Annotated in this window: 17 protein-coding genes, 2 tRNA genes and 1 other RNA gene; 17 read left to right on the plus strand and 3 right to left on the minus strand. The window is 64.7% G+C overall.

Annotation, left to right across the window (positions count from 1 at the left end):
- Positions 1 to 602 precede the first annotated feature (602 nt).
- Positions 603 to 809 carry a hypothetical protein gene (locus LH390_RS00645; protein ID WP_227281082.1) on the plus strand — a complete coding sequence of 69 codons (207 nt, stop codon included), beginning with the start codon at positions 603 to 605 and terminating at the stop codon, positions 807 to 809.
- On the opposite strand, the gene LH390_RS00650 is transcribed toward LH390_RS00645, so the two are convergent.
- Positions 806 to 1,828: a prephenate dehydrogenase gene (locus LH390_RS00650; RefSeq protein ID WP_227281081.1), complete on the minus strand. Its 1,023-nt coding sequence runs from the start codon at positions 1,826 to 1,828 to the stop codon at positions 806 to 808. The two genes, LH390_RS00645 and LH390_RS00650, sit on opposite strands and share 4 nt — an antisense overlap.
- A gap of 38 nt (positions 1,829 to 1,866) precedes the next feature.
- On the opposite strand from LH390_RS00650, the gene LH390_RS00655 reads away from it, so the two are divergent.
- The 8 genes from LH390_RS00655 to LH390_RS00690 all read left to right on the plus strand — a co-directional run bounded on the left by LH390_RS00655 (position 1,867) and on the right by LH390_RS00690 (position 10,009).
- Entirely contained in the window at positions 1,867 to 2,388 is a 522-nt protein-coding gene (locus LH390_RS00655; protein ID WP_227281080.1) for a tRNA adenosine deaminase-associated protein, read from the plus strand.
- Complete coding sequence (locus tag LH390_RS00660) at positions 2,375 to 2,881, plus strand: nucleoside deaminase (RefSeq protein ID WP_399524730.1); 507 nt, start codon at positions 2,375 to 2,377, stop codon at positions 2,879 to 2,881. The genes LH390_RS00655 and LH390_RS00660 overlap by 14 nt, the downstream gene beginning before the upstream one ends.
- 142 nt (positions 2,882 to 3,023) lie before the next feature.
- Positions 3,024 to 3,185, plus strand: a complete 162-nt coding sequence (locus LH390_RS00665) for a CsbD family protein (protein ID WP_227281079.1) — start codon at positions 3,024 to 3,026, stop codon at positions 3,183 to 3,185.
- A 142-nt stretch (positions 3,186 to 3,327) separates the two neighbouring features.
- Entirely contained in the window at positions 3,328 to 3,531 is a 204-nt protein-coding gene (locus LH390_RS00670) for a CsbD family protein (RefSeq protein WP_227281078.1), read from the plus strand.
- Between the two features lie 100 nt (positions 3,532 to 3,631).
- Positions 3,632 to 3,722, plus strand: a tRNA-Ser gene (locus LH390_RS00675).
- 393 nt (positions 3,723 to 4,115) lie between these two features.
- Positions 4,116 to 6,602 (plus strand): MMPL family transporter, encoded by a 2,487-nt coding sequence (locus tag LH390_RS00680; protein WP_227281077.1) that lies wholly within the window; start codon positions 4,116 to 4,118, stop codon positions 6,600 to 6,602.
- A gap of 20 nt (positions 6,603 to 6,622) precedes the next feature.
- Positions 6,623 to 7,909 carry a tRNA guanosine(34) transglycosylase Tgt gene (gene tgt / locus LH390_RS00685; RefSeq protein WP_399524728.1) on the plus strand — a complete coding sequence of 429 codons (1,287 nt, stop codon included), beginning with the start codon at positions 6,623 to 6,625 and terminating at the stop codon, positions 7,907 to 7,909.
- A 306-nt stretch (positions 7,910 to 8,215) separates the two neighbouring features.
- Positions 8,216 to 10,009 (plus strand): MFS transporter, encoded by a 1,794-nt coding sequence (locus tag LH390_RS00690; RefSeq protein WP_227281076.1) that lies wholly within the window; start codon positions 8,216 to 8,218, stop codon positions 10,007 to 10,009.
- Here LH390_RS00690 and LH390_RS00695 read toward each other — a convergent pair.
- Positions 9,991 to 10,680 carry a queuosine precursor transporter gene (locus LH390_RS00695; protein WP_227281075.1) on the minus strand — a complete coding sequence of 230 codons (690 nt, stop codon included), beginning with the start codon at positions 10,678 to 10,680 and terminating at the stop codon, positions 9,991 to 9,993. The genes LH390_RS00690 and LH390_RS00695 overlap by 19 nt on opposite strands.
- Positions 10,681 to 10,810: 130 nt before the next feature.
- On the opposite strand from LH390_RS00695, the gene gluQRS reads away from it, so the two are divergent.
- Positions 10,811 to 11,746, plus strand: a complete 936-nt coding sequence (gene gluQRS / locus LH390_RS00700) for a tRNA glutamyl-Q(34) synthetase GluQRS (RefSeq protein ID WP_227281074.1) — start codon at positions 10,811 to 10,813, stop codon at positions 11,744 to 11,746.
- A gap of 111 nt (positions 11,747 to 11,857) precedes the next feature.
- On the opposite strand, the gene LH390_RS00705 is transcribed toward gluQRS, so the two are convergent.
- Positions 11,858 to 11,946 (minus strand) — tRNA-Ser (locus LH390_RS00705).
- Positions 11,947 to 12,075: 129 nt separating this feature from the next.
- Between LH390_RS00705 and ffs the strand changes: the two genes are divergently transcribed.
- The 7 genes from ffs to LH390_RS00740 all read left to right on the plus strand — a co-directional run bounded on the left by ffs (position 12,076) and on the right by LH390_RS00740 (position 18,257).
- Positions 12,076 to 12,170: signal recognition particle sRNA small type (gene ffs / locus LH390_RS00710), an RNA gene on the plus strand.
- A 102-nt stretch (positions 12,171 to 12,272) separates the two neighbouring features.
- Positions 12,273 to 13,541 carry an aspartate aminotransferase type Ic gene (locus LH390_RS00715; protein ID WP_399524726.1) on the plus strand — a complete coding sequence of 423 codons (1,269 nt, stop codon included), beginning with the start codon at positions 12,273 to 12,275 and terminating at the stop codon, positions 13,539 to 13,541.
- A gap of 118 nt (positions 13,542 to 13,659) precedes the next feature.
- Entirely contained in the window at positions 13,660 to 14,232 is a 573-nt protein-coding gene (locus LH390_RS00720; protein ID WP_227281073.1) for a suppressor of fused domain protein, read from the plus strand.
- Between the two features lie 33 nt (positions 14,233 to 14,265).
- Positions 14,266 to 16,776, plus strand: a complete 2,511-nt coding sequence (locus tag LH390_RS00725) for a DNA polymerase III subunit gamma and tau (protein WP_227281072.1) — start codon at positions 14,266 to 14,268, stop codon at positions 16,774 to 16,776.
- Between the two features lie 49 nt (positions 16,777 to 16,825).
- Positions 16,826 to 17,146, plus strand: coding sequence for a YbaB/EbfC family nucleoid-associated protein (locus LH390_RS00730; protein ID WP_227324335.1), 321 nt, complete (start codon positions 16,826 to 16,828; stop codon positions 17,144 to 17,146).
- Positions 17,147 to 17,214: 68 nt separating this feature from the next.
- A complete protein-coding gene (locus LH390_RS00735) occupies positions 17,215 to 17,871 on the plus strand; it encodes a recombination mediator RecR (protein WP_227281070.1) in 657 nt (218 codons plus the stop codon).
- Entirely contained in the window at positions 17,868 to 18,257 is a 390-nt protein-coding gene (locus LH390_RS00740; RefSeq protein WP_227281069.1) for a GtrA family protein, read from the plus strand. The genes LH390_RS00735 and LH390_RS00740 overlap by 4 nt, the downstream gene beginning before the upstream one ends.
- Positions 18,258 to 18,261 lie beyond the last annotated feature (4 nt).

Here is an 18,261-nt window from a genome sequence, read left to right on the forward strand (position 1 = left end):
CCGGGGGCCGCGTCTTTTTGCACCGTGTGACTGGTGGGGTTTACACGGTGCGTTTTCGGGGGTGATTTGTGCACTTGCCCTGTCACACCAGTCACACGTCGCATGAGGACGAGGGGAGGGCGAGTGCAGGGCGAGGGGAGGGGAGGCGACGGGTGGGCGTGGACATAGGGATGGGCACGTGGCGTTCGCACGGTACGGCGGTCGGGGGATCGTGCCGTGTGGTGGGCCGTGCTTGGCAGCGGGGGCCGCGTCTTTTTGCACCGTGTGACTGGTGGGGTTTACAGGGTGCGTTTTCGGGGGTGAAAACCCGGCTTTTCGGGGGTGATTTGTGCACTTGCTCTGTCACACCAGTCACACGTCGCATGAGGGCGAGGGCGAGGAGGAGGGCGAGGCGAGGGGAGGGCGAGGGTGAGGGGAAGAGAGGGGCAGGGGGCTTGTCCCCGCAGCCCCAGCACCATTACAGTCCGCGGTAGGTAAAATTGCGCCTAGGCTTTTACCCCGTGTTGGTGTGACAAGCTTGGGGCCCCGCAGCGCAGGCGCGGAGCTGGGCTCGCCACGCATATGTGGCAGCTTTCAACCCCGGCAATGGAAGGAAAACAGCTGTGACGAGCCAAAGCCACAACGTCCACGAGCGCGGTCTGAAAAACTGGCACGTCCCCTTGCTGATCGGGGCGGTAGTCCTGCTGCTTCCGCTTGTCCATGTCATCTCGTGGAGCGCCGCGGCGATGACCTTTTCCACGATGCTGATCGCGTCAGCGGCGATATACGGCGCCACCCGGGCGCGCCGCCGCCGCGGAGCGGGTGACTAGGACACCTCGATGCGCGCGCCCAGGCTTTCGGCCTGCACGAGGGTGCGGATCCACCCGGGCCCGCCGGGGTTGATGCGCAGCACGGGGCGGGAGGAGACCTTGATGGGGCTGACGGATTCTTTGAAGGAGCCGGTGCGGGCGTCGAAGCGCTGCCGGGAGCGGTGGCCGGAATCCACGAGCTCTTCGATGGTTGGCTCGGCGGCGGTGAGGCCGGCGCGGGCCTGGGTGAGCAGCTCGATGGCTTCGTCAAGTGCGGTGACCAGGGCGGGGGCGTTGGATTCGCACATGGCGCGCACGAGGTGGGGGGCGGTTCCGGCGACGCGGGTGCCGTCGCGGAAGCTGCCGGCGGCGAGGGAGAGGGCGAGTGCGCCGCCGTTGTCGCCGACGGTGGCGAGCGTTTCGGCGAGTATGTGGGGGAGGTGACTGATGCGCGCGACGGTGGCGTCGTGGGCGTCGACACGCGCGGGGATGGCTTCGGCGCGCACGGCCTTGATCAGGCGTGCGACGTCGGCCCACAGGGAGATCCAGGAGGAGCTGGGTTCGCTGGTGGTGGTGTCGGCGGCGTGGTCGAAGGTGATGACCCAGGCGGCGCCGGCGAACAGGCCGGTGGTGGAGGCTTTCCAGCCGGATTCTTCGGTGCCGGACATGGGGTGGCTGCCCACGTAGCGGTCGGCCATGCCGCGCTCGCGCACGAGCCGGTAGACCTCTTTTTTGACGGAGACGACGTCGGTGAAGCCGCAGCTGGGGGCGTGGGCGGCGAGGGCGTCGAGAAGCTCGGGGATGGCGGTCATGGGGGTGGCCAGGACGATGAGTGCGCCGTCGGATTCGGCGCGCGCGAGTGTGGCGGGAAGGTCGGCGCTGACGTCGAAGCCTTCCTTGGTGCCGGCGCGGGCGCCGGATTGGGAGCGGTTGTAGCCATAAACGTCCTGGTCGAGCGCGTGCAGGTCGCGCAGCAGCGAGCCGCCGATGAGCCCGAGGCCAAGGATGCACACGGGACGGGAAATGAGCTTCAGAGTCACGTGACAAGCATGACATATTCCGACTAGCGTTACCCGGTATGAAGCCGTGGGACCCGCAAGATGACGAGCACGACGATGATCGCGACGATGACGTCACCTTTGCCGTGACGGTGGTGCGCACCGAGGAGCTCCAGTGGCAGGTGCGCGAGTACGACGATCCGCTCGATTCGATCGACGACGCCACCGCCGCCGTGCGTGCCCTGCGCGCTCCCGGCCCCGCCTTCGCGTTGGTGTGCGTGGAGGATGACTACTTTGTCATCGTGCGCCCCACCCCCCGCGATACGCGCGTGTTCATCTCTGATGCGGCCGCGGCGGTGGAAGACGACTACGCCGCCAGCGCTCTCGAGGAGATGGGGGCGGACATCCCGGAGGATGTCGCCGACGATGAATCCTGGCCCGACGGCGACTTTGACATCCTCGCTGACCTGGGCCTATCCGAGGAGGTCTTGGGGGTCATCGTCAGCGACGAAGACGCCTGGGCCTCCGAACTGGTGCTGCGCGTCGCCGAGGAACTGGGCTTCGACGAGGAGCTGGGCACCGCCGTCGATGTGGACTTCTAGGGTGCCCGCAGGCCTGCCCCCGCAGCGCCGCGCCGTGGAAGCCCACGAGCGCATGGGCACCGCCCTCGCCGTGGCGCGCACCACTCCGCTTGCCGACGTCCCCGTCGGCGCCGTCGTCTTCGATCCTCACGGCCGGCCGCTAGCCTGCGCCACCAACCAGCGCGAAACCTGCGGCGACCCCACGGCGCACGCAGAAGTCCTGGCGCTGCGCGCCGCCGCAGCCCGCTTCGGCGACGGCTGGCGGCTCACCGGATGCAGCCTCTACGTCACCTTAGAACCCTGCACGATGTGCGCCGGGGCCATCCTGGGTGCGCGGATCTCCGAGGTTGTCTTTGGCGCCTGGGAGCCCAAGACCGGGGCCGTGGGATCCCTCTATGACGTGCTACGCGACTCCAGCGTGCGGCCCCCCATCGCCGTGGTCGGAGGGGTGCGAGAAGAAGAATGCGCCGCGCTATTAAAAAAGTTCTTTGCTGGTGCCCGTGAGCAGGGATAATCGATTAACTACAGGGCAACGGTGTGTGGGGGGTAACAATTTGGGAAAAAGTTCTGCGCGATGGTGGCGGGGTACTCAGAAGCGCCGTTACAATGGGGCGCGGTAACTGTAGTTGATGAAAAGAAAAGGAGAGTGATCGCCCATGGGTCTTCTGGACGACGCCAAGGACAAGGTCAACGAGGCTAAGGACGCTCTTGCTGGCACCGACGCTGACGAGGTCAAGGACAAGGCCCAGGAGGTCGCTGGCCAGGCCAAGGACAAGGCTGAGGATGCCGTCAACGACGTCAAGGACAAGCTCAACTAAGAGAGCGCCCGTGACCGTCTAGCGGTCGTCGGCGGCGGGAACCTGCCCCCAACACGGTGGGCGGGAACCGCCGCCTCGTTACTATCGTTTCTTTTATAAAAGCAGCAATGAGCTGAACTTTTCCTACAGAAAGGAGCCCCACATGGGCGATCTTGGAGACAAGGCAGAGGGCCTGGCCGGAAAGGCCAAGGAGGCGTTCGGCGACGCCACCGATAACAAGGACCTGGAGAACGAGGGCAAGGCCGATCAGGTCAAGTCCGACGTCAAGGAAGCCATCACCGACGCCGGTGAGAAGATCAAGGACAAGGCCAACGAGATCATCGGCTCCTTCAAGAAGGACGACTAGTTCTCTCGCCGCATCCCACGCGGGGTAGGTCACCAGCGAAGCAGGCTGGTCCTACCCCGCGTTTTGTGTGCGCCCCGATGTTTCCTATACCCTATGGGGCGGTGGCGTGTCCGAGCGGCCGAAGGTGCTCGCCTCGAAAGCGAGTGTTGGGTAACCCCCAACCGCGGGTTCAAATCCCGCCGCCACCGCCAATTTTTTCCACCAACGTCTCGCCCCAGTGCGTCTTTGCGCGCGGGCGGGGCGTTGGTTTTTGTGTAGCGGCAGGGGGAGCCGTCGGCCGGGGACACCCCGCGTGAGCTGTTGGGCGTGGTTTGTTGCGTGTGAGCTATTGCGCGTGAGCTGCCGGGAGGTTGCGCTCTCCGGGCCCGCGGCGCGCGCACTCGGCGGCAATGCTTACGGCGGGTCTGTGCGCTGAGCGCCGCCCGCAGGAAGGGCGCAGGCGAACCTGTTAGCGTGGGTGAGTAATTGCGTCCGGCGTCGGCTCTTGGTGCACTGGGGCAGCGGCGTACACTCGGTACGCTATGCGCGCCGGGGTGTTGGCGGGCGGTCACACTGACCTATCTGGTGATTGAGGAGTAAGCCCAGTGGCAAAAATGCTGTATGCGCTCGGTCGATGGTGCTACCACAAAAAGTGGTGGGTCCTTACCGCGTGGCTGCTTATTCTGGGCTGCGTGGCCACGTCCGCGCTGCTGCTCATGAAGCCTTTTACCAGCCAATTCTCCATTAATAATTCGCCCGCGATTGAAGCAACTCGGTCCTTGGTGCGCAATTTCCCGGAGGGCGGAAACCCGGTGACCGCGGCGTCGGTGACTTTGGTGTTTCGGGCGCCGGAGGGCCAGCTGTTAAGCGATCCGCATAATTCTCAGGCCATTGATGCCGTGGTGGATGGTGTTCGCCGGGATTTGGATGGCCAATTGGCCGATACGCTGCGTTTTGGCAATCCGGTGGTGCTGTCCGATCAGTTGGCCGAACAGGTGGCCAAGGTGTCCATGGATAGTGGCCTTCCGGAGGCCACCGCGCGGGAGGATGCTGACAATCTGCGGCTGTTGTCTCAGGATGGGCGCACCGGGTACACCACCTTTACCCTTGATGCCCCCACGAACATGGACGTCACCCAGGAGCAGCGCGATGCGGTGAAGTCGGCCATGGAGATTGGCCGGCAGGCTGGCTTACAGGTGGAGGCCGGGGGGCAGGGGTTCGGCGATCCGATTGAGGTGAAGGCCTCCAGCGAGGTGGTCGGCCTTGTGGTGGCGTTTGTGGTGCTGATTTTCACCTTCGGCTCGTTGATGGCCGCCGGTTTGCCGTTGATTACTGCGGTCATTGGGGTGGGAATTGGCGTATTGGGCATTTTTATTACCACACATTTTGTGGAGCTCAATGATGTGACGCCCACGTTGGCGGTCATGATTGGCCTGGCTGTGGGCATCGATTATGCCCTGTTTATTTTGTCGCGGTATCGCTCAGAACGTCAGCGAATGCCTGACGATCAAGCCGCGGGTATGGCCACCGGTACGGCGGGTTCAGCCGTGGTATTTGCGGCCACGACGGTGATTGTTGCTTTGGCTGCGCTGTCGGTGGCCAATATTGGGTTCCTTACGGCGATGGGCCTGCTGGCGGCGCTGACGGTGTTCGTGGCGTCGTTGGTGGCGGTCACCCTGGTTCCGGCTTTGTTGGGAATTGTGGGCTCGCGGGCCTTCGGCGGCGCTATTCCGGGCATTGCGGGCAATAGGAAGCGTTCGGGCGGGATGTCGCGTGCTTTCCGCCGGGGGCGGTCGATGGGGCAGTCCTGGGTGAAGTTTGTTCATCGGGTGCCTGGCTTAGTTGTTGCCGTGGTGGTCCTTGGTTTGGGCGCGCTGACGTTGCCGGTGACGCAGCTGGAAATGGCGCTGCCGTCCGATTCGACGTCGAATATTGAAACCACGCAGCGCAAGGCCGCTGATTTGTTGGCGGATGGTTTTGGCGCTGGCATTAATGCGCCATTTTTGTTGGTGGTGGATGCGCATCAGGTGGCTGCTGACGCCCCGGCGTTGCGTCCGCTTATCGACGCCCAGCGGGCCGGCGTCCCCGAGGCAGAGTTCGACGAGCGCCACGCCGCCGCGCAGGCATCCTTCCTGTACACGGTCGATGTCATCGACGGGATGGCCGGGGTGAAGAATGCCCAGTTGGTGGGCATGAACGGGGACACCACGGCCGCGCAGGTGATGGTCACCCCGCTGACCGGGCCGGATGAGCAGGAAACGGTCGCGGTATCGCATGCGCTGCGGGAGCGGGCGCATGAGATTTCTGCGGCGACGGGCACGCAGGTGGGCCTGACGGGCCTGACGGCCGTGCAGATGGACATCACTGAGACCCTCAGTGGGGCGATGCCGCTGTACCTGTCCATCGTGGTGGGTCTGGCTATTGTGCTGCTGCTGGTGATCTTCCGGTCCGTCATGGTCCCGCTGGTCGCCGGGCTGGGGTTCCTGTTGTCTGTGGGTGCCGCGTTCGGCGTGACCGTGTTGGTCTGGCAGCAGGGGTTGTGGGGCCTGGTTTCCTCGCCCGCCCCGCTGATTTCCTTTATGCCCATCTTCCTCATCGGCGTGACGTTTGGTTTGGCCATGGACTACCAGGTGTTTTTGGTCACGCGCATGCGGGAGCACTTCACCCACCATGGCGGCCGGACCCGGGAGGATTCCCGCTATACGGCGGTGGAGGAATCGGTTATTGCGGGCTTCTCCCAGTCCGCCCGGGTGGTCACCGCCGCGGCTTTGATCATGATCGCCGTGTTCGTGGCGTTTATTGATCAGCCGTTGCCGTTCATCCAGATCTTCGGCTTTGCCCTGGGCATGGGTGTGCTCTTTGATGCGTTCTTTATCCGCCTCGCGTTGGTTCCGGCGGCCATGTTTATTCTGGGCCGGGCGACGTGGTGGATGCCGCGCTGGTTGGATCGCATATTGCCGTCGTTGGATGTGGAAGGCGCGGCATTGCAGGATCAGGCCCGGCGGGCGGAGCAGGAGTACCGGGAGCAGCAGGCTGCTGCCTCGGCGCGCAGCGCGGGGGCGCATCGTTTGCGCCGGACGGGTCGCAGGTAGGCAGGTAAGGCAGGTAGACGATGAGCGTAGGACATGAGGAAGGCGTGGACATGGGCACGGAGGATCTTTCTTTTGAGGTCGGGCACCGCCTGCCCGAAGGGCCGGGCAAGCACGGCCGGACCGGCGTGATTTCTACCCCGCACGGGCCCATTGCCACGCCGGCGTTTATTCCGGTGGCCACCAAGGCCACCGTGAAGACGCTGACTCCGGAGCAGATCCGGCAGACCGGCGCCCAGGCGATCCTGTCTAACGCCTATCACCTGTATTTGCAGCCTGGCCCGGATATCGTCGATGAGGCCGGCGGGTTGGCCACGTTTGAGAATTGGCACGGGCCCACCTACACCGACTCCGGCGGATTCCAGGTGATGAGCCTGGGCGTGGGGTTTAAAAAGGTGCTGGCCATGGACGTGGCCAATCTCACGGAGAAGGACGTCCGGGCGGCAAAGAAGGAGCGCCTGGCCAAGGTCGATGAAGACGGCGTTGATTTCCGTTCGGTGATCAACGGGTCGCGGCACCGCTTTACCCCAGAGCGTTCCATGCAGATCCAGCACGAGCTCGGCGCGGATATCATGTTCGCTTTTGATGAGCTGACCACCCTGGTGGATTCGCGCGAGTACCAAGAGCAATCCCTGCGCCGGACGACGCGCTGGGCGCAGCGCTGCCTGGTGGAGCATGACCGGCTGACGCGGGAGCGCGCGGAGAAGCCCAAGCAGTCCCTGTGGGGGGTGGTGCAGGGCGCCCAGTATGAGGATTTGCGGCGCACTGCTGCTCGTGACTTGGTGGCGCTGTCTGATCAGGCGCAGCGAAGCGGGGCCCGCGGTTTTGGCGGCTTTGGCATTGGTGGGGCCCTGGAGAAGGAGAATCTGGGCACCATCGTGGGCTGGGTGTGCGATGAGTTGCCGGAGGATAAGCCGCGGCACTTGTTGGGCATCTCGGAGCCGGATGATCTGTTTGTGGCGATTGAGGCTGGGGCGGATACGTTTGATTGCGTGGCCCCGACGCGCCTGGGCCGCCGCGGCGGGGTGTACACGCTGGATGGGCGCATGAATCTGGGGACTGCCCGGTTCAAGCGGGACTTCCGGGGTATTGATGAGGAGTTCGGCGGCTACGTGTCGCAGAATTATTCGCGGGCCTATATCCACCATTTGCTTAAGGCCCGGGAGTTTCTGGCGGGCACGTTGTGTACGTTGCACAATCTCACGTTCATGGTGGGTCTGGTTGATCGGATTAGGCAGTCGATCTCGGAGGGGGACTATGAGGCGTTTCGGGATGAGTTTCTTGGGCGGTATTACGCGTCGCGGGGGTGAGTGGGTGCGCGTAGGTGAGGCGCTGGTGTGTGCGTGGCGGCGTGTAAGGTGAAGTGGTCATGCTCGTGATGGCCGTCGGTGATAACTGTGTGCGGTGTTTTGTTCGCGGGCAGTTGGAGTTAGTGCACGCCAGTTAGGGCCCTTCGTGTGGGCTCAGTCAGCAAGGTAGCGATGACCTCAAGAAACCAATTCCGATACGCAACACCGACGCGCCGGCCGGCCACACAGGCGGGGGGCCGGCATCGCCATCGTTCGGCGCGACCGTCGCGGAGGGCGACGGGGCGCCCGCAAGGCTGGTCCACAACGGTGTCCACTATTTCCGCGATGATGATGACGCTGGATATCACCATCGTGTTGGTGGCTCTTCCTGCCATTTCGGAAGATCTGAAGTTGACCTTGTCCGGCGGCCAGTGGGTGATTAACGCCTATTCGCTGGCTTTCGCCTCCTTGATGCTGAGCGTGGGCTCCATTTCGGATCTCATTGGCAGGCGCACAATTTTCCTCATCGGCCATGTGCTCTTCCTCGCGGCGTCGGTGGGCTGTTTGCTCGCGGATTCGCAAACGCTCCTGGTCGCCTCCCGGGCTGTGCAGGGTGCGGGCGGCGCGTTGGTTTTTGGTACCTCGGTGCCGTTGCTTTCTGACGCCTTCTCTCCCGCAGAAAAGAAGGAGCGCACGCGCGCGATCGCCATCCTCATGGGCCTGTCGGCCGCGGCCAGCGCCATCGGCCCGCTCATCGGCGGGGCGCTGGTAGAAAACGGCGCGTGGGAGTGGATTTTTGCCATCAATATCCCGATTGGCCTGTTCGTGATTGTCACGACCATGCTGTTCATCCCGGATCTGCACAAGCAGGCCCGGCTGGCGGGCAAGCGCGATATGCCGCCGGTGGATATTCCCACGACGATCCTGGCTGCGGGGATGCTGTTTGCGCTCAATTACGCCATCATTTCCGGCCCGGAGCGCGGGTGGACCCACTGGGTGGTGGTGGTCAGCTTTGCGGTCTCGCTCCAGCTGGGGGTGATCATGGCGTGGATCCAGACCGTCAAGGGGGATTCGGCGATGATCGATATCCGACTATTTAAGATCCCCTCCTTTTCCACGGTTTCTTTCTCCGCGTTTGCGGCGCGACTATTTAGCTTTGGAATGATGCCCTTCCTGGTGCTGTGGCTAGCGGGCCAGGCGGGGCTTTCTGCACTTCAGATCGGCTACGTCTCCATGGCGCTGGCGCTGCCGATCGTGCTGTTTTCTGGGGTGGGGCTGGTTATGGGGAAGTTCATGCGCCTGGGGTGGGTGCAGGCGGTGGGGATGCTCATCGTGGGGGCGGGCCTGCTGTTGGGCCTGCTGGTGCACTGGGATTCGGATTGGCCGGATTTGATCCCGTCCTACGTGGTCATCGGTATTGGCACGGGCATCATGCTGCCGCACCTGATGGATCTGTCGGTGTCCGTGGTGCCGCCAGAGAAGACGGGCACGGCCTCGGGCATTGCCAACACGTCGATGCCCCTGGGCACCAGCTTTGGTGTGGCCCTCTACGGCGCGTACCTGTCTAACCACATTGGGGACAAGTTCGATGGCGTGCCACAGCAGCTCATCGACGCCACCGAGGCCGCCCGGTTTGACCTGATTGACATGTATGCCCCGCAGTATGGGGAGCTGGCGCGCACCACCTTCGTGGAGGGCTTGCACGGCATTTTCATCATGGCGGCCATTTTTGCCACGATCGGGGCGCTGGCGTGTGCGTTGTTTATCCGGGAAAAGGATATCCGGACTGCCGAACAGGACATGGGTGTCTCCCGCCCGCGTTCCGGGCAGGCGCCTTCCCCGCGCCGCGGCGAGGCTGGGCGGGCCCGCCGCGCCCCGCAGCAGCGCACCAGAATCCCGGGAAAGCCGGGCACCCCGGCCGCCCCGGGGGCGGCCCCGCGCCCGCGGCCGCAGCACCACCCTGAGCAGCGGCGCGGGCTGCCTCGCCAGCAGTTCCCGGGCAGGGCGGCCGGGGCGCCTGGTTTGCCGGGTGGGCCGAGCGCGCAGCCGCAACGGTACCGCCGGGCGGTGCCGCAGGGGCGTCGAGAAGCGCTGCCTCCGGCTCAGGATTGGCGCCGCTGACCTTCGTGCGCTTTCACCCACCTGATGACGGCGTAGGTGATGGGCAGGACAACGGCTTCTATTCCGGTTTTCCAGATAAATCCCACGATGATGTAGTTGAGGGCATCTGTTGTGGAACTAATCCCAATGGCGGGTGCTGCGATGATGCAGAAAAGCAGCGTGTCGCCGAATTCCCCGACCACGGTGGAGCCCAAAAGGCGCGCCCATAAGGAGCGCTCCCCAGTACGCTTTTTCATGGCCACCAGCACGTAGGAATTGAGCAGTTGTCCTACCAGGTAGCCGGCCAGGGAGGCTGTAACAATGCGGGGGATCAGGCCTAAGACCAGCGAGAATTCTTCCTGGTTGTCGTAGAAGTCCGCGGCGGGCAGGGCAATGGCGATGTAAAAGGACGCCACGGCGATAAGGGTGGCGGCAAAGCCGGTCCAGATGACGCGGCGGGCGGCGGCGAATCCGTAGCATTCGGAGAGGACATCGCCAAGAATGTAGGCGGCGGGGAACAGGAAAAACGCCCCGTCGGTGACCAGGGGGCCAATGCTGACACCCTTGGTGGCTGTGATGTTGGACACCAAAAAGACGGTGACAAAGAGGATCCCCAGCACGGGGTACAACGAGCGCTGGACCGGGATGAACTGTGGCGTATTGGCGGAACTCACAGCACTCCATGCTGCCATGACAGGCGGGTACAGGCGGGTACAGGACGGCGCAGAAAGGTGCAGACCGCCGCAGACCGCCGCCAATACGGACGCACAAGGGCCGGGTCCGCGTTGGGGCGGGGCGGAGCGGACAATTATCCTGTGGGCCATGAGCAGCCCCCCTATGACTTCCGGCCCGGCCGGAAGATTCGCCCCCTCGCCCAGCGGGGATCTGCATTGCGGCAACCTGCGCACGGCGGTGCTGGCGTGGCTGTGGGCGCGCACGACGGGGCGGCGTTTCTTGCTGCGCATTGAGGACGTGGATTCCCAGCGTTCCTCCGTGGAGTCCGCCGAGCGCCAGTGCGCTGACCTGGCACGCATCGGGTTGAGCTGGGATGAGCCGCTGTGGTGGCAGTCGCGGCGTGGCGATCGTTACGCGGAGGTCCTGGAATCGCTTGCGTCCCGCGGCCTGGTCTACGAGTGTTACTGTTCGCGCAAGGAAATCCAGGAGGCCGCCCGCGCCCCGCACGCCATCCCCGGCTCCTATCCCGGCACCTGCCGGGAGCTTTCTGCCACTACCCGCGCCGCCCGCCGCGCTGAGCTTGCCGCCAAGGGCCGGGTGCCGGCGCTGCGGCTGCGGGCGCAGGTGCGGCAGTGGAGTGTGCGGGATGCGCTGGTGGGGGACTACGCCGGCGAGGTGGATGACATGGTGCTGCGCCGCGGCGGGCAGGCGGGCCAGCCCCGGGACTGGGCCTATAACTTTGCGGTGGTCATCGATGATGCCGATAGTGGTGTTGACCAGGTGGTGCGCGGCGATGACCTGCTGTTTTCCGCACCCCGGCAGGCGTATCTTGCCCATGTGCTGGGGTGGGAGGCGCCGGGGTACGTCCACGTTCCGCTCGTGGTCAACGCGCAGGGACGCAGGTTGTCTAAGCACGACGGGGCGGTGACCCTGCGCGAGCTGCTTGAGGATCGCTCCGTGGAAGACATCGTGGGCATGCTGGGCGAATCGATCGGCTGCCCCGGGGCGGATTGCGTGGATCAGTTGCGCAGCCGCTGGGACCCGGAGCTGCTGCCGCGCGAGCCCTGGGTGTGGCGGGGATAAGGCGAGTTCGCTTCTCGACGCCCCGCGCCTCCCGCTCCCGCGCAGCCTGCGGGCAGTCTGGGGCGGGCGCACAAAAAACTCCCTGACCCGGCCGGGTCAGGGAGTTGTCCTTGGCGGAGGATGTGGGATTTGAACCCACGAGGGGCGTGAACCCCGCACGCGTTCCAGGCGTGTGACATAGGCCGCTAGTCGAATCCTCCTCGTGCGCGCAGGCGCCGCAGTGCGACGCTGGCGTACGGGCAAGACTGTACACAATCTGTCTGCCTGGGGCAAAACCGCACGTCCTGGTGGGGATTGGTGGTGCCGGGTGCGTTCGGCTACCATGGGAGTCCGGATCTCGCGCGGCGTGTATCTTGTGAACTCCCCCAGGGCAGGAATGCAGCAAGGGTCAACGAGCTCTACCGGGTGCGCGGGATCCCCTTTTTCTTTTTCGGGCTGGGGCCTGGGGGCGGCGAGGTGGGCTGCAGCATGGGTACTATAAATCCAGTGTGTGAATCTCGGTAGCCACGAGGAAGGAAACCCCGTTTTGTCTCTGCTGGAATTGGATGCTGATCAGCGCGCAGAATGCGCAGCTGCCGCCCGCCGTGCGTATGAGGAGCTCAAGGCCAAGAACCTGGATTTGAACCTCACGCGGGGTAAGCCGTCGACGGAGCAACTGGATTTGTCTCGTGAGCTGCTCAGCTTGCCGGGGGATGATCCGGTGGCCGCCGATGGCACGGATGTGCGCAATTACGGTCAGGGGGCCGGGATCATTGATATCCGCTCATTGTGGGCGGAGGTCCTGGGAATTGATGTTGAGAATCTTATTGCTGCGGATTCTTCCTCGCTGAATATCATGTTTGATCTCATCAGCTTCGTGTGGCTGTGGGGCACTCCGGATTCGCCGCAGCCGTGGGGGCGCGAGGAGAAGGTGCGGTGGATCTGCCCGGTCCCGGGCTATGATCGCCACTTCACCATCACCGAAAAGTTTGGCATTGAGATGGTGCCGGTGCCCATGCTTGACGATGGCCCGGATATGGATGCAGTGCGCAACCTCGCCCAGGATCCCACGGTCAAGGGCATGTGGACGGTGCCGGTGTTTGGCAATCCCACGGGCGTGAGCTTCAGCAAGGCGGTCACTGAGGAGCTGGCCAGCATGGATACGGCCGCGCCGGACTTCCGCATCGTGTGGGATAACGCCTACGCGGTGCACACGCTGACTGACTCTTTCCCCGAGGTCTACAACGTCATCGAATTGGCACGCCAGGCGGGCAACCCGAATCGTTTTTGGTTTATGTCCTCGACGTCCAAGATCACCCATGCGGGTTCGGGCGTGAGCTTTTTCGCCTCTTCAAAGGAGAACCTGGAGTGGTACCAATCCATCGCCTCAGTTCGCGGAATTGGGCCTAACAAGGTCAATCAGCTCGCGCATGCGCGTTTCTTTGGTTCGGCGCAGGGCGTGTTTGACCATATGAAACGCCACGCGGAGTCTTTGGCTCCGAAGTTCCAGCGGGTACAGCAGATCCTTGATGATCGACTTTCGGAATACGATGTAGCACACTGGACCAAACCGGATGGTGGTTATTTCATCTCCTTGGATGTGGTGGATGGCACGGCATCTCGGGTGGTGCAGTTGGCCAAGGAGGCTGGTATTGCGTTGACGCAGGCCGGTTCTTCTTTCCCGCTGCATGAAGATCCGAATGATCGCAACATCCGGTTGGCCCCCTCGATGCCTCCGCTGGAGGAGCTTGAGGTGGCTATGGACGGTGTGGCCACCTGCGTGTTGGTGGCTGCTTTGGAGAAATTGGGCGCCTGATTATCGGCGCACGCTTCCTTCGCGGCGCTAGGGCCCGGTTGGCCTAAGACCGGGTCTTCGAAAGGAGTACCACACAACCGTGGACAGGAACGAGACCGAAGTTTGGCTGGGTGATTTCATGCCAGCCCAGCTCGATGTGTTTCCGGGTGGGGCATTCCATGTGGGGGTGTCCCAGTTTGATGGCCAGTCCATTGCCTGTACCACGGACTTTGCGCGGATTGATACCGGTTTGCAGGTTGACGGCGCCGCAGAGCTGACTGATGTGCGCAGTGAGTTGTTTGTGGTGGCGGAGGCGGATGTCTTTCCTGCGGTGATGGCCGTGGGTACGGCCGCTGACGTACTGCGGCAGAATGCGCAGGTTATTCCCGCGGAGCCGGGGACGATGTTGCCGGGTTTGGCGGCCAAGGCGGGGTTGTTGACGGACCAGTATGGTTTTGCCACCGATGTGACGGTGCGCCACGGGTTGTTGGTGCCCCCGTTTATGTGGGGTGGCCCGGTGCCCCAGTTCGCGGAGGCTGCGGGCGATGTTCATGGTGAGGGTGTGACGCCGGGGGCGGGCCGCCTGACGGTGATGTTGCAGTTGATTTTGCTCACTGATGCGGAGCGGGCGTGGGTCCTGGATGAGGGGATGGCGCCGCTGTTGGCTCAGGTGGAGGCGGAGTTGCTTCCGGTGCACGACTGGCGTCGATAAGCGTCGCGGCGTCGGCTGGGTAGGCTGGTGGGCGTGTCGCTTTACCGGAAGTATCGCCCCGCGTCGTTTGCTGAGGTCGTAGGCCAGGAGCAGGTAACCAAGCCGCTGTCGGCGGCCCTGGATTCGGGCCGCATTAATCATGCCTACCTGTTTTCGGGGCCGCGCGGGTGCGGTAAGACCTCGTCGGCGCGGATTTTGGCGCGTTCGCTCAATTGTGCAGAGGGCCCAACATCGACGCCGTGTGGGCGGTGCGATTCGTGCCGTTCTTTGGCGCCGGGCGGACCGGGCAATTTGGATGTCACTGAGCTGGATGCCGCGAGCCATAATGGCGTGGAGGACATGCGTGAGCTGCGCGATCGTGCCTATTACGCCCCCGCGGATTCCCGGTATCGGGTTTTTATTATTGATGAAGCCCACATGATCTCTAATGCGGGTTCTAATGCGCTGCTGAAGATTGTTGAGGAGCCGCCGGAGCACCTCATTTTCATTTTTGCTACCACCGAGCCGGAGAAAGTCATTGGGACGATCCGCTCGCGGACGCACCATTATCCTTTCCGGCTGCTCACGCCTCAGGCGATGCGCGGATTGTTGCAGCGCACGGCGCAGGCGGAAGGGGTTCATGTTGATGATGCCGTCTATCCGCTGGTCATCCGCGCCGGCGGGGGCTCGCCGCGCGATTCGCTGTCCATTTTGGATCAGCTGCTCGCCGGCGCAGGTACGCAGGGGCTGACCTATGAGGCGGCGTTGCCGCTGCTGGGGGTCACCGATGTCACGCTTCTCGACGCCACCGTCGATGCGCTAGCCGACGGCGACAAGGCCGCGCTCTTTGCCGGTATTGATGAAGTCATTGAGACCGGAATTGAGCCGCGCAGATTTGTCACGGACCTTCTTGACCGGCTGCGCGACCTGATGGTGATGCAGGCGGTGCCGGAGGCCCTGGAGATGGGCCTGGTTGATGCGCCCACCGATCGCGCGGACGTGCTGCGCGCCCAGGCGCAGCGTTTCACCGGCCCGCAGATCACCCGGCTTGCCAGCGAGGTCAACGCGCGCATCCCGGAGATGCGCGGGGCAACCTCCCCGCGCCTGCTTTTGGAGATCCTGTGCGCGCACCTCGTCGCCGGCCCGACCCCAGCGACGGCACCTGCGGCCGCTGAGGCATCCGCACCTGCCGCCGCCGCTTCGCAGACCCCCCGCGCGGCCCGGGTTACCGGGGCGGGGGGCCGGATCTACGAGCGCCGCTCCGCGCGGCTAGCCCGGGAGCAGGCCGAACGCCAGCAGCGGGAGCAGCAGGCCCAACAACAGGCACAGCAGCCGCAGCAGGATGCGCAGCCCCCCGCTGAGCGCACAGAACAGGCCCCGCAGGCCCAGCACACCCCACACACTGAGCAAGCCCCGCAGGCGCCACACACTGACCAGGAGCATGAGGCGGAGCGGGAGCACCAGGTCGAGCAGGCCCGCCAGGCCGAGCAGTCCCAGCCCCCGGCCCCGGAAACCACCCGTGACCCGGAGCCAGAGCAGGAGACGCAGCCGCATTCTGATTCGGCGGCAGGCTCAGCGAACGTGCCTGCGCAGTCGGCTCCGGCGCCCCAGGCCCCGGATGCGGCGCAGCGGGCGGCGGGCGCGGAGCACCCCGCCCAGCCGGAGGAGCAGGCAGCGCAGGCGGCCGACGCCCCGGAGGATCTGGTGGAAAAGATCCGCGATAATTGGGCGGTCGTGCGCGAGCAGGTGGGCAAGCGCAACCGGGTCGCCCAGATCATGCTCACCGAGGCGACGGTGCTGCGGCTGGAAGAGTCCACCCTGGTCATCGGGCATAACACGGGCGCGTTGGCGCAGCGGCTTAATGCGCAGAGCAATAACGCGGACATTGTTGCCGTGGTGCAGGGGTTGACTAATACCCAGTTGCAGGTGCGCTGCGAGGTCGGCAGGTCGGGCGGTGCGGGGGCGCAGCAGCGCTCGGCGCAGGCAAAGCCGTGGGCGCCGGAGGGATCCCCCCGGGAGCATCGCGCGCCCCAGACGAGTGCTGGGGACGATGCTGATGGGGAGGCGTCGATAAGCGATACCCCCGCGCCCACCGTGTGGGGAACGCCGGCGGCGATCGGTGGAGCGCCAGAGTCGCAGAAGCAGGCGCAGGCGCAGGACCGGGCAGCTCAGGCGAAGCCGGAGGCGCCGGCGCGCCCGCCGCGGCGCACCTACACCATTCCGGGGGCGGCGCGCCGGGCGCAGGCCGCAGCAGCGCCAACGTTTGGTGACGGCACCCCGCTGCCGCCCGAGCCGGATGATGATGCCGCCGCGCCCCCAGATTTTCACGATGACAGCCCCGCCGCCCCCGGGCCCCGCGTTGCCGCACCGCCGACGCCGCAGGCCCCGGCGACTGAGCGACCCGCGGCCCCAGCCCCGACCCCTGCGGCGGCGGAGGCGGAGGAGGATCCTGAGGAGCGGGAGATGCGGGAGGCAGCCCGCCAGCCGGGAACCCTGGATCGCAGAGACGCGTTAACTATGGCGATAGATCTTGTCGCCCAGGAGCTCGGGGCACGCCCGGTGTGACCCGGCTAGACTTGCTGGGACGTACTAACTAGAAGGGGAACCCACACACATGTCTGAACCGAACATGGATATGCAGGCGTTGCTGTCGCAGGCGCAGGAGATGCAGGCGCAGCTCCAGCGCGCGCAGAAGGAAATCTTGGCCTCCCAGGTCACCGGGCAGGCCGGCGGCGGCCTGGTCTCTGTGACCATGACCGGCGGCGGGGAGGTCACGGATGTGGCCATTGACCCGAAGGTCGTGGACCCGGAGGACGTTGATACCCTCCAGGATCTGATCACCGGCGCGTTCGCGGACGCCCACCAGAAGGTTGGCGCCTTGGCAGAAGAGAAGATGGGCCCGCTATCGCAGGGCCTCGGCGGCGGCCTGTTCTAGGGCCCGCGCGGGGGGACACAACACGTTGTGGGGGTGCACAACAGTCGACGGCGTAGAAAGGCCCCAGCTTGTTCGAAGGACCCCTGCAAGACCTCATCGATGAGTTCTCCCGGCTTCCGGGAGTGGGGCCCAAATCTGCCCAACGCATTGCGTTTCACCTGCTCAACGTGGAACCGGAGGACATCATTCGCCTCCAGGAGGCGTTGGGCGCGGTGCGCGATGGGGTGCGTTTCTGCCGGATTTGCTGCAACATTTCCCGCGACGAGGTCTGCCGCATCTGCGCGGATTCCTCCCGCGACGCCACGGTGATCTGCGTGGTGGAGGAGCCGAAGGACATCCAGGTCATCGAGCGCACCGGCGAGTATTCCGGGCGGTACCACGTGCTCGGCGGGGCGCTGGACCCGCTGGCCAATGTGGGCCCCCGGGAGCTGAACATCACCTCCCTGCTGCAACGCATCGGCGGGGTGCTGCCGGATCGTGAGCTTGCGGATTCCACCCCGGACAATCCGCTTTTCGACGCCGTCCCGCAAGTCCGCGAGGTCATCTTAGCCACCGACCCCAACACGGAAGGCGAGGCCACGGCCTCCTACCTGGTGCGCCTGCTGCGCGATTTTCCGGACCTGACCATCTCTAAGCTGGCCTCCGGCATGCCGCTGGGCGGTGATCTGGAGTTTGTTGATGAGCTCACGCTCTCGCGCGCGCTCAGCGGGCGGCTGACCCTGTGAGGCCACTTGTCCGGCAGCTGACTGCATTCACGGCTGTTGGTGTCGGCGGCGCGGTGGTGGACTACTCCACCCGCCTGCTGTGCCTGGGGCTGGGCATGCCCAGCTCGGCGGCGCGTGGGGTCAGCTACATCGCGGGCTCGACGTTCGCTTACCTGGCTAACAGCGTGGTCACCTTCTCCGGGCAACGCTCCCGGGAGGAGGTGCGCCGGGCGGCGATCAGTTACCTGTTGTGTTTCCTGGTGGCGGTGGGCGTCGACCGGGTGGTGCTGACCGTGGGAGACGGGTGTGACCACATCTTGGTGTGGTCCTGGGTGGTCTCCCAGGCGGCGGCAACCGTGCTGAACTTTATGCTCCAGCGGCTGTGGGTGTTTCGCGCGCCGAAGTAGCGGT

The sequence above is a fragment of the Corynebacterium uberis genome (genome assembly GCF_020616335.1).
Taxonomy (GTDB): Bacteria; Actinomycetota; Actinomycetes; order Mycobacteriales; family Mycobacteriaceae; genus Corynebacterium; species Corynebacterium uberis.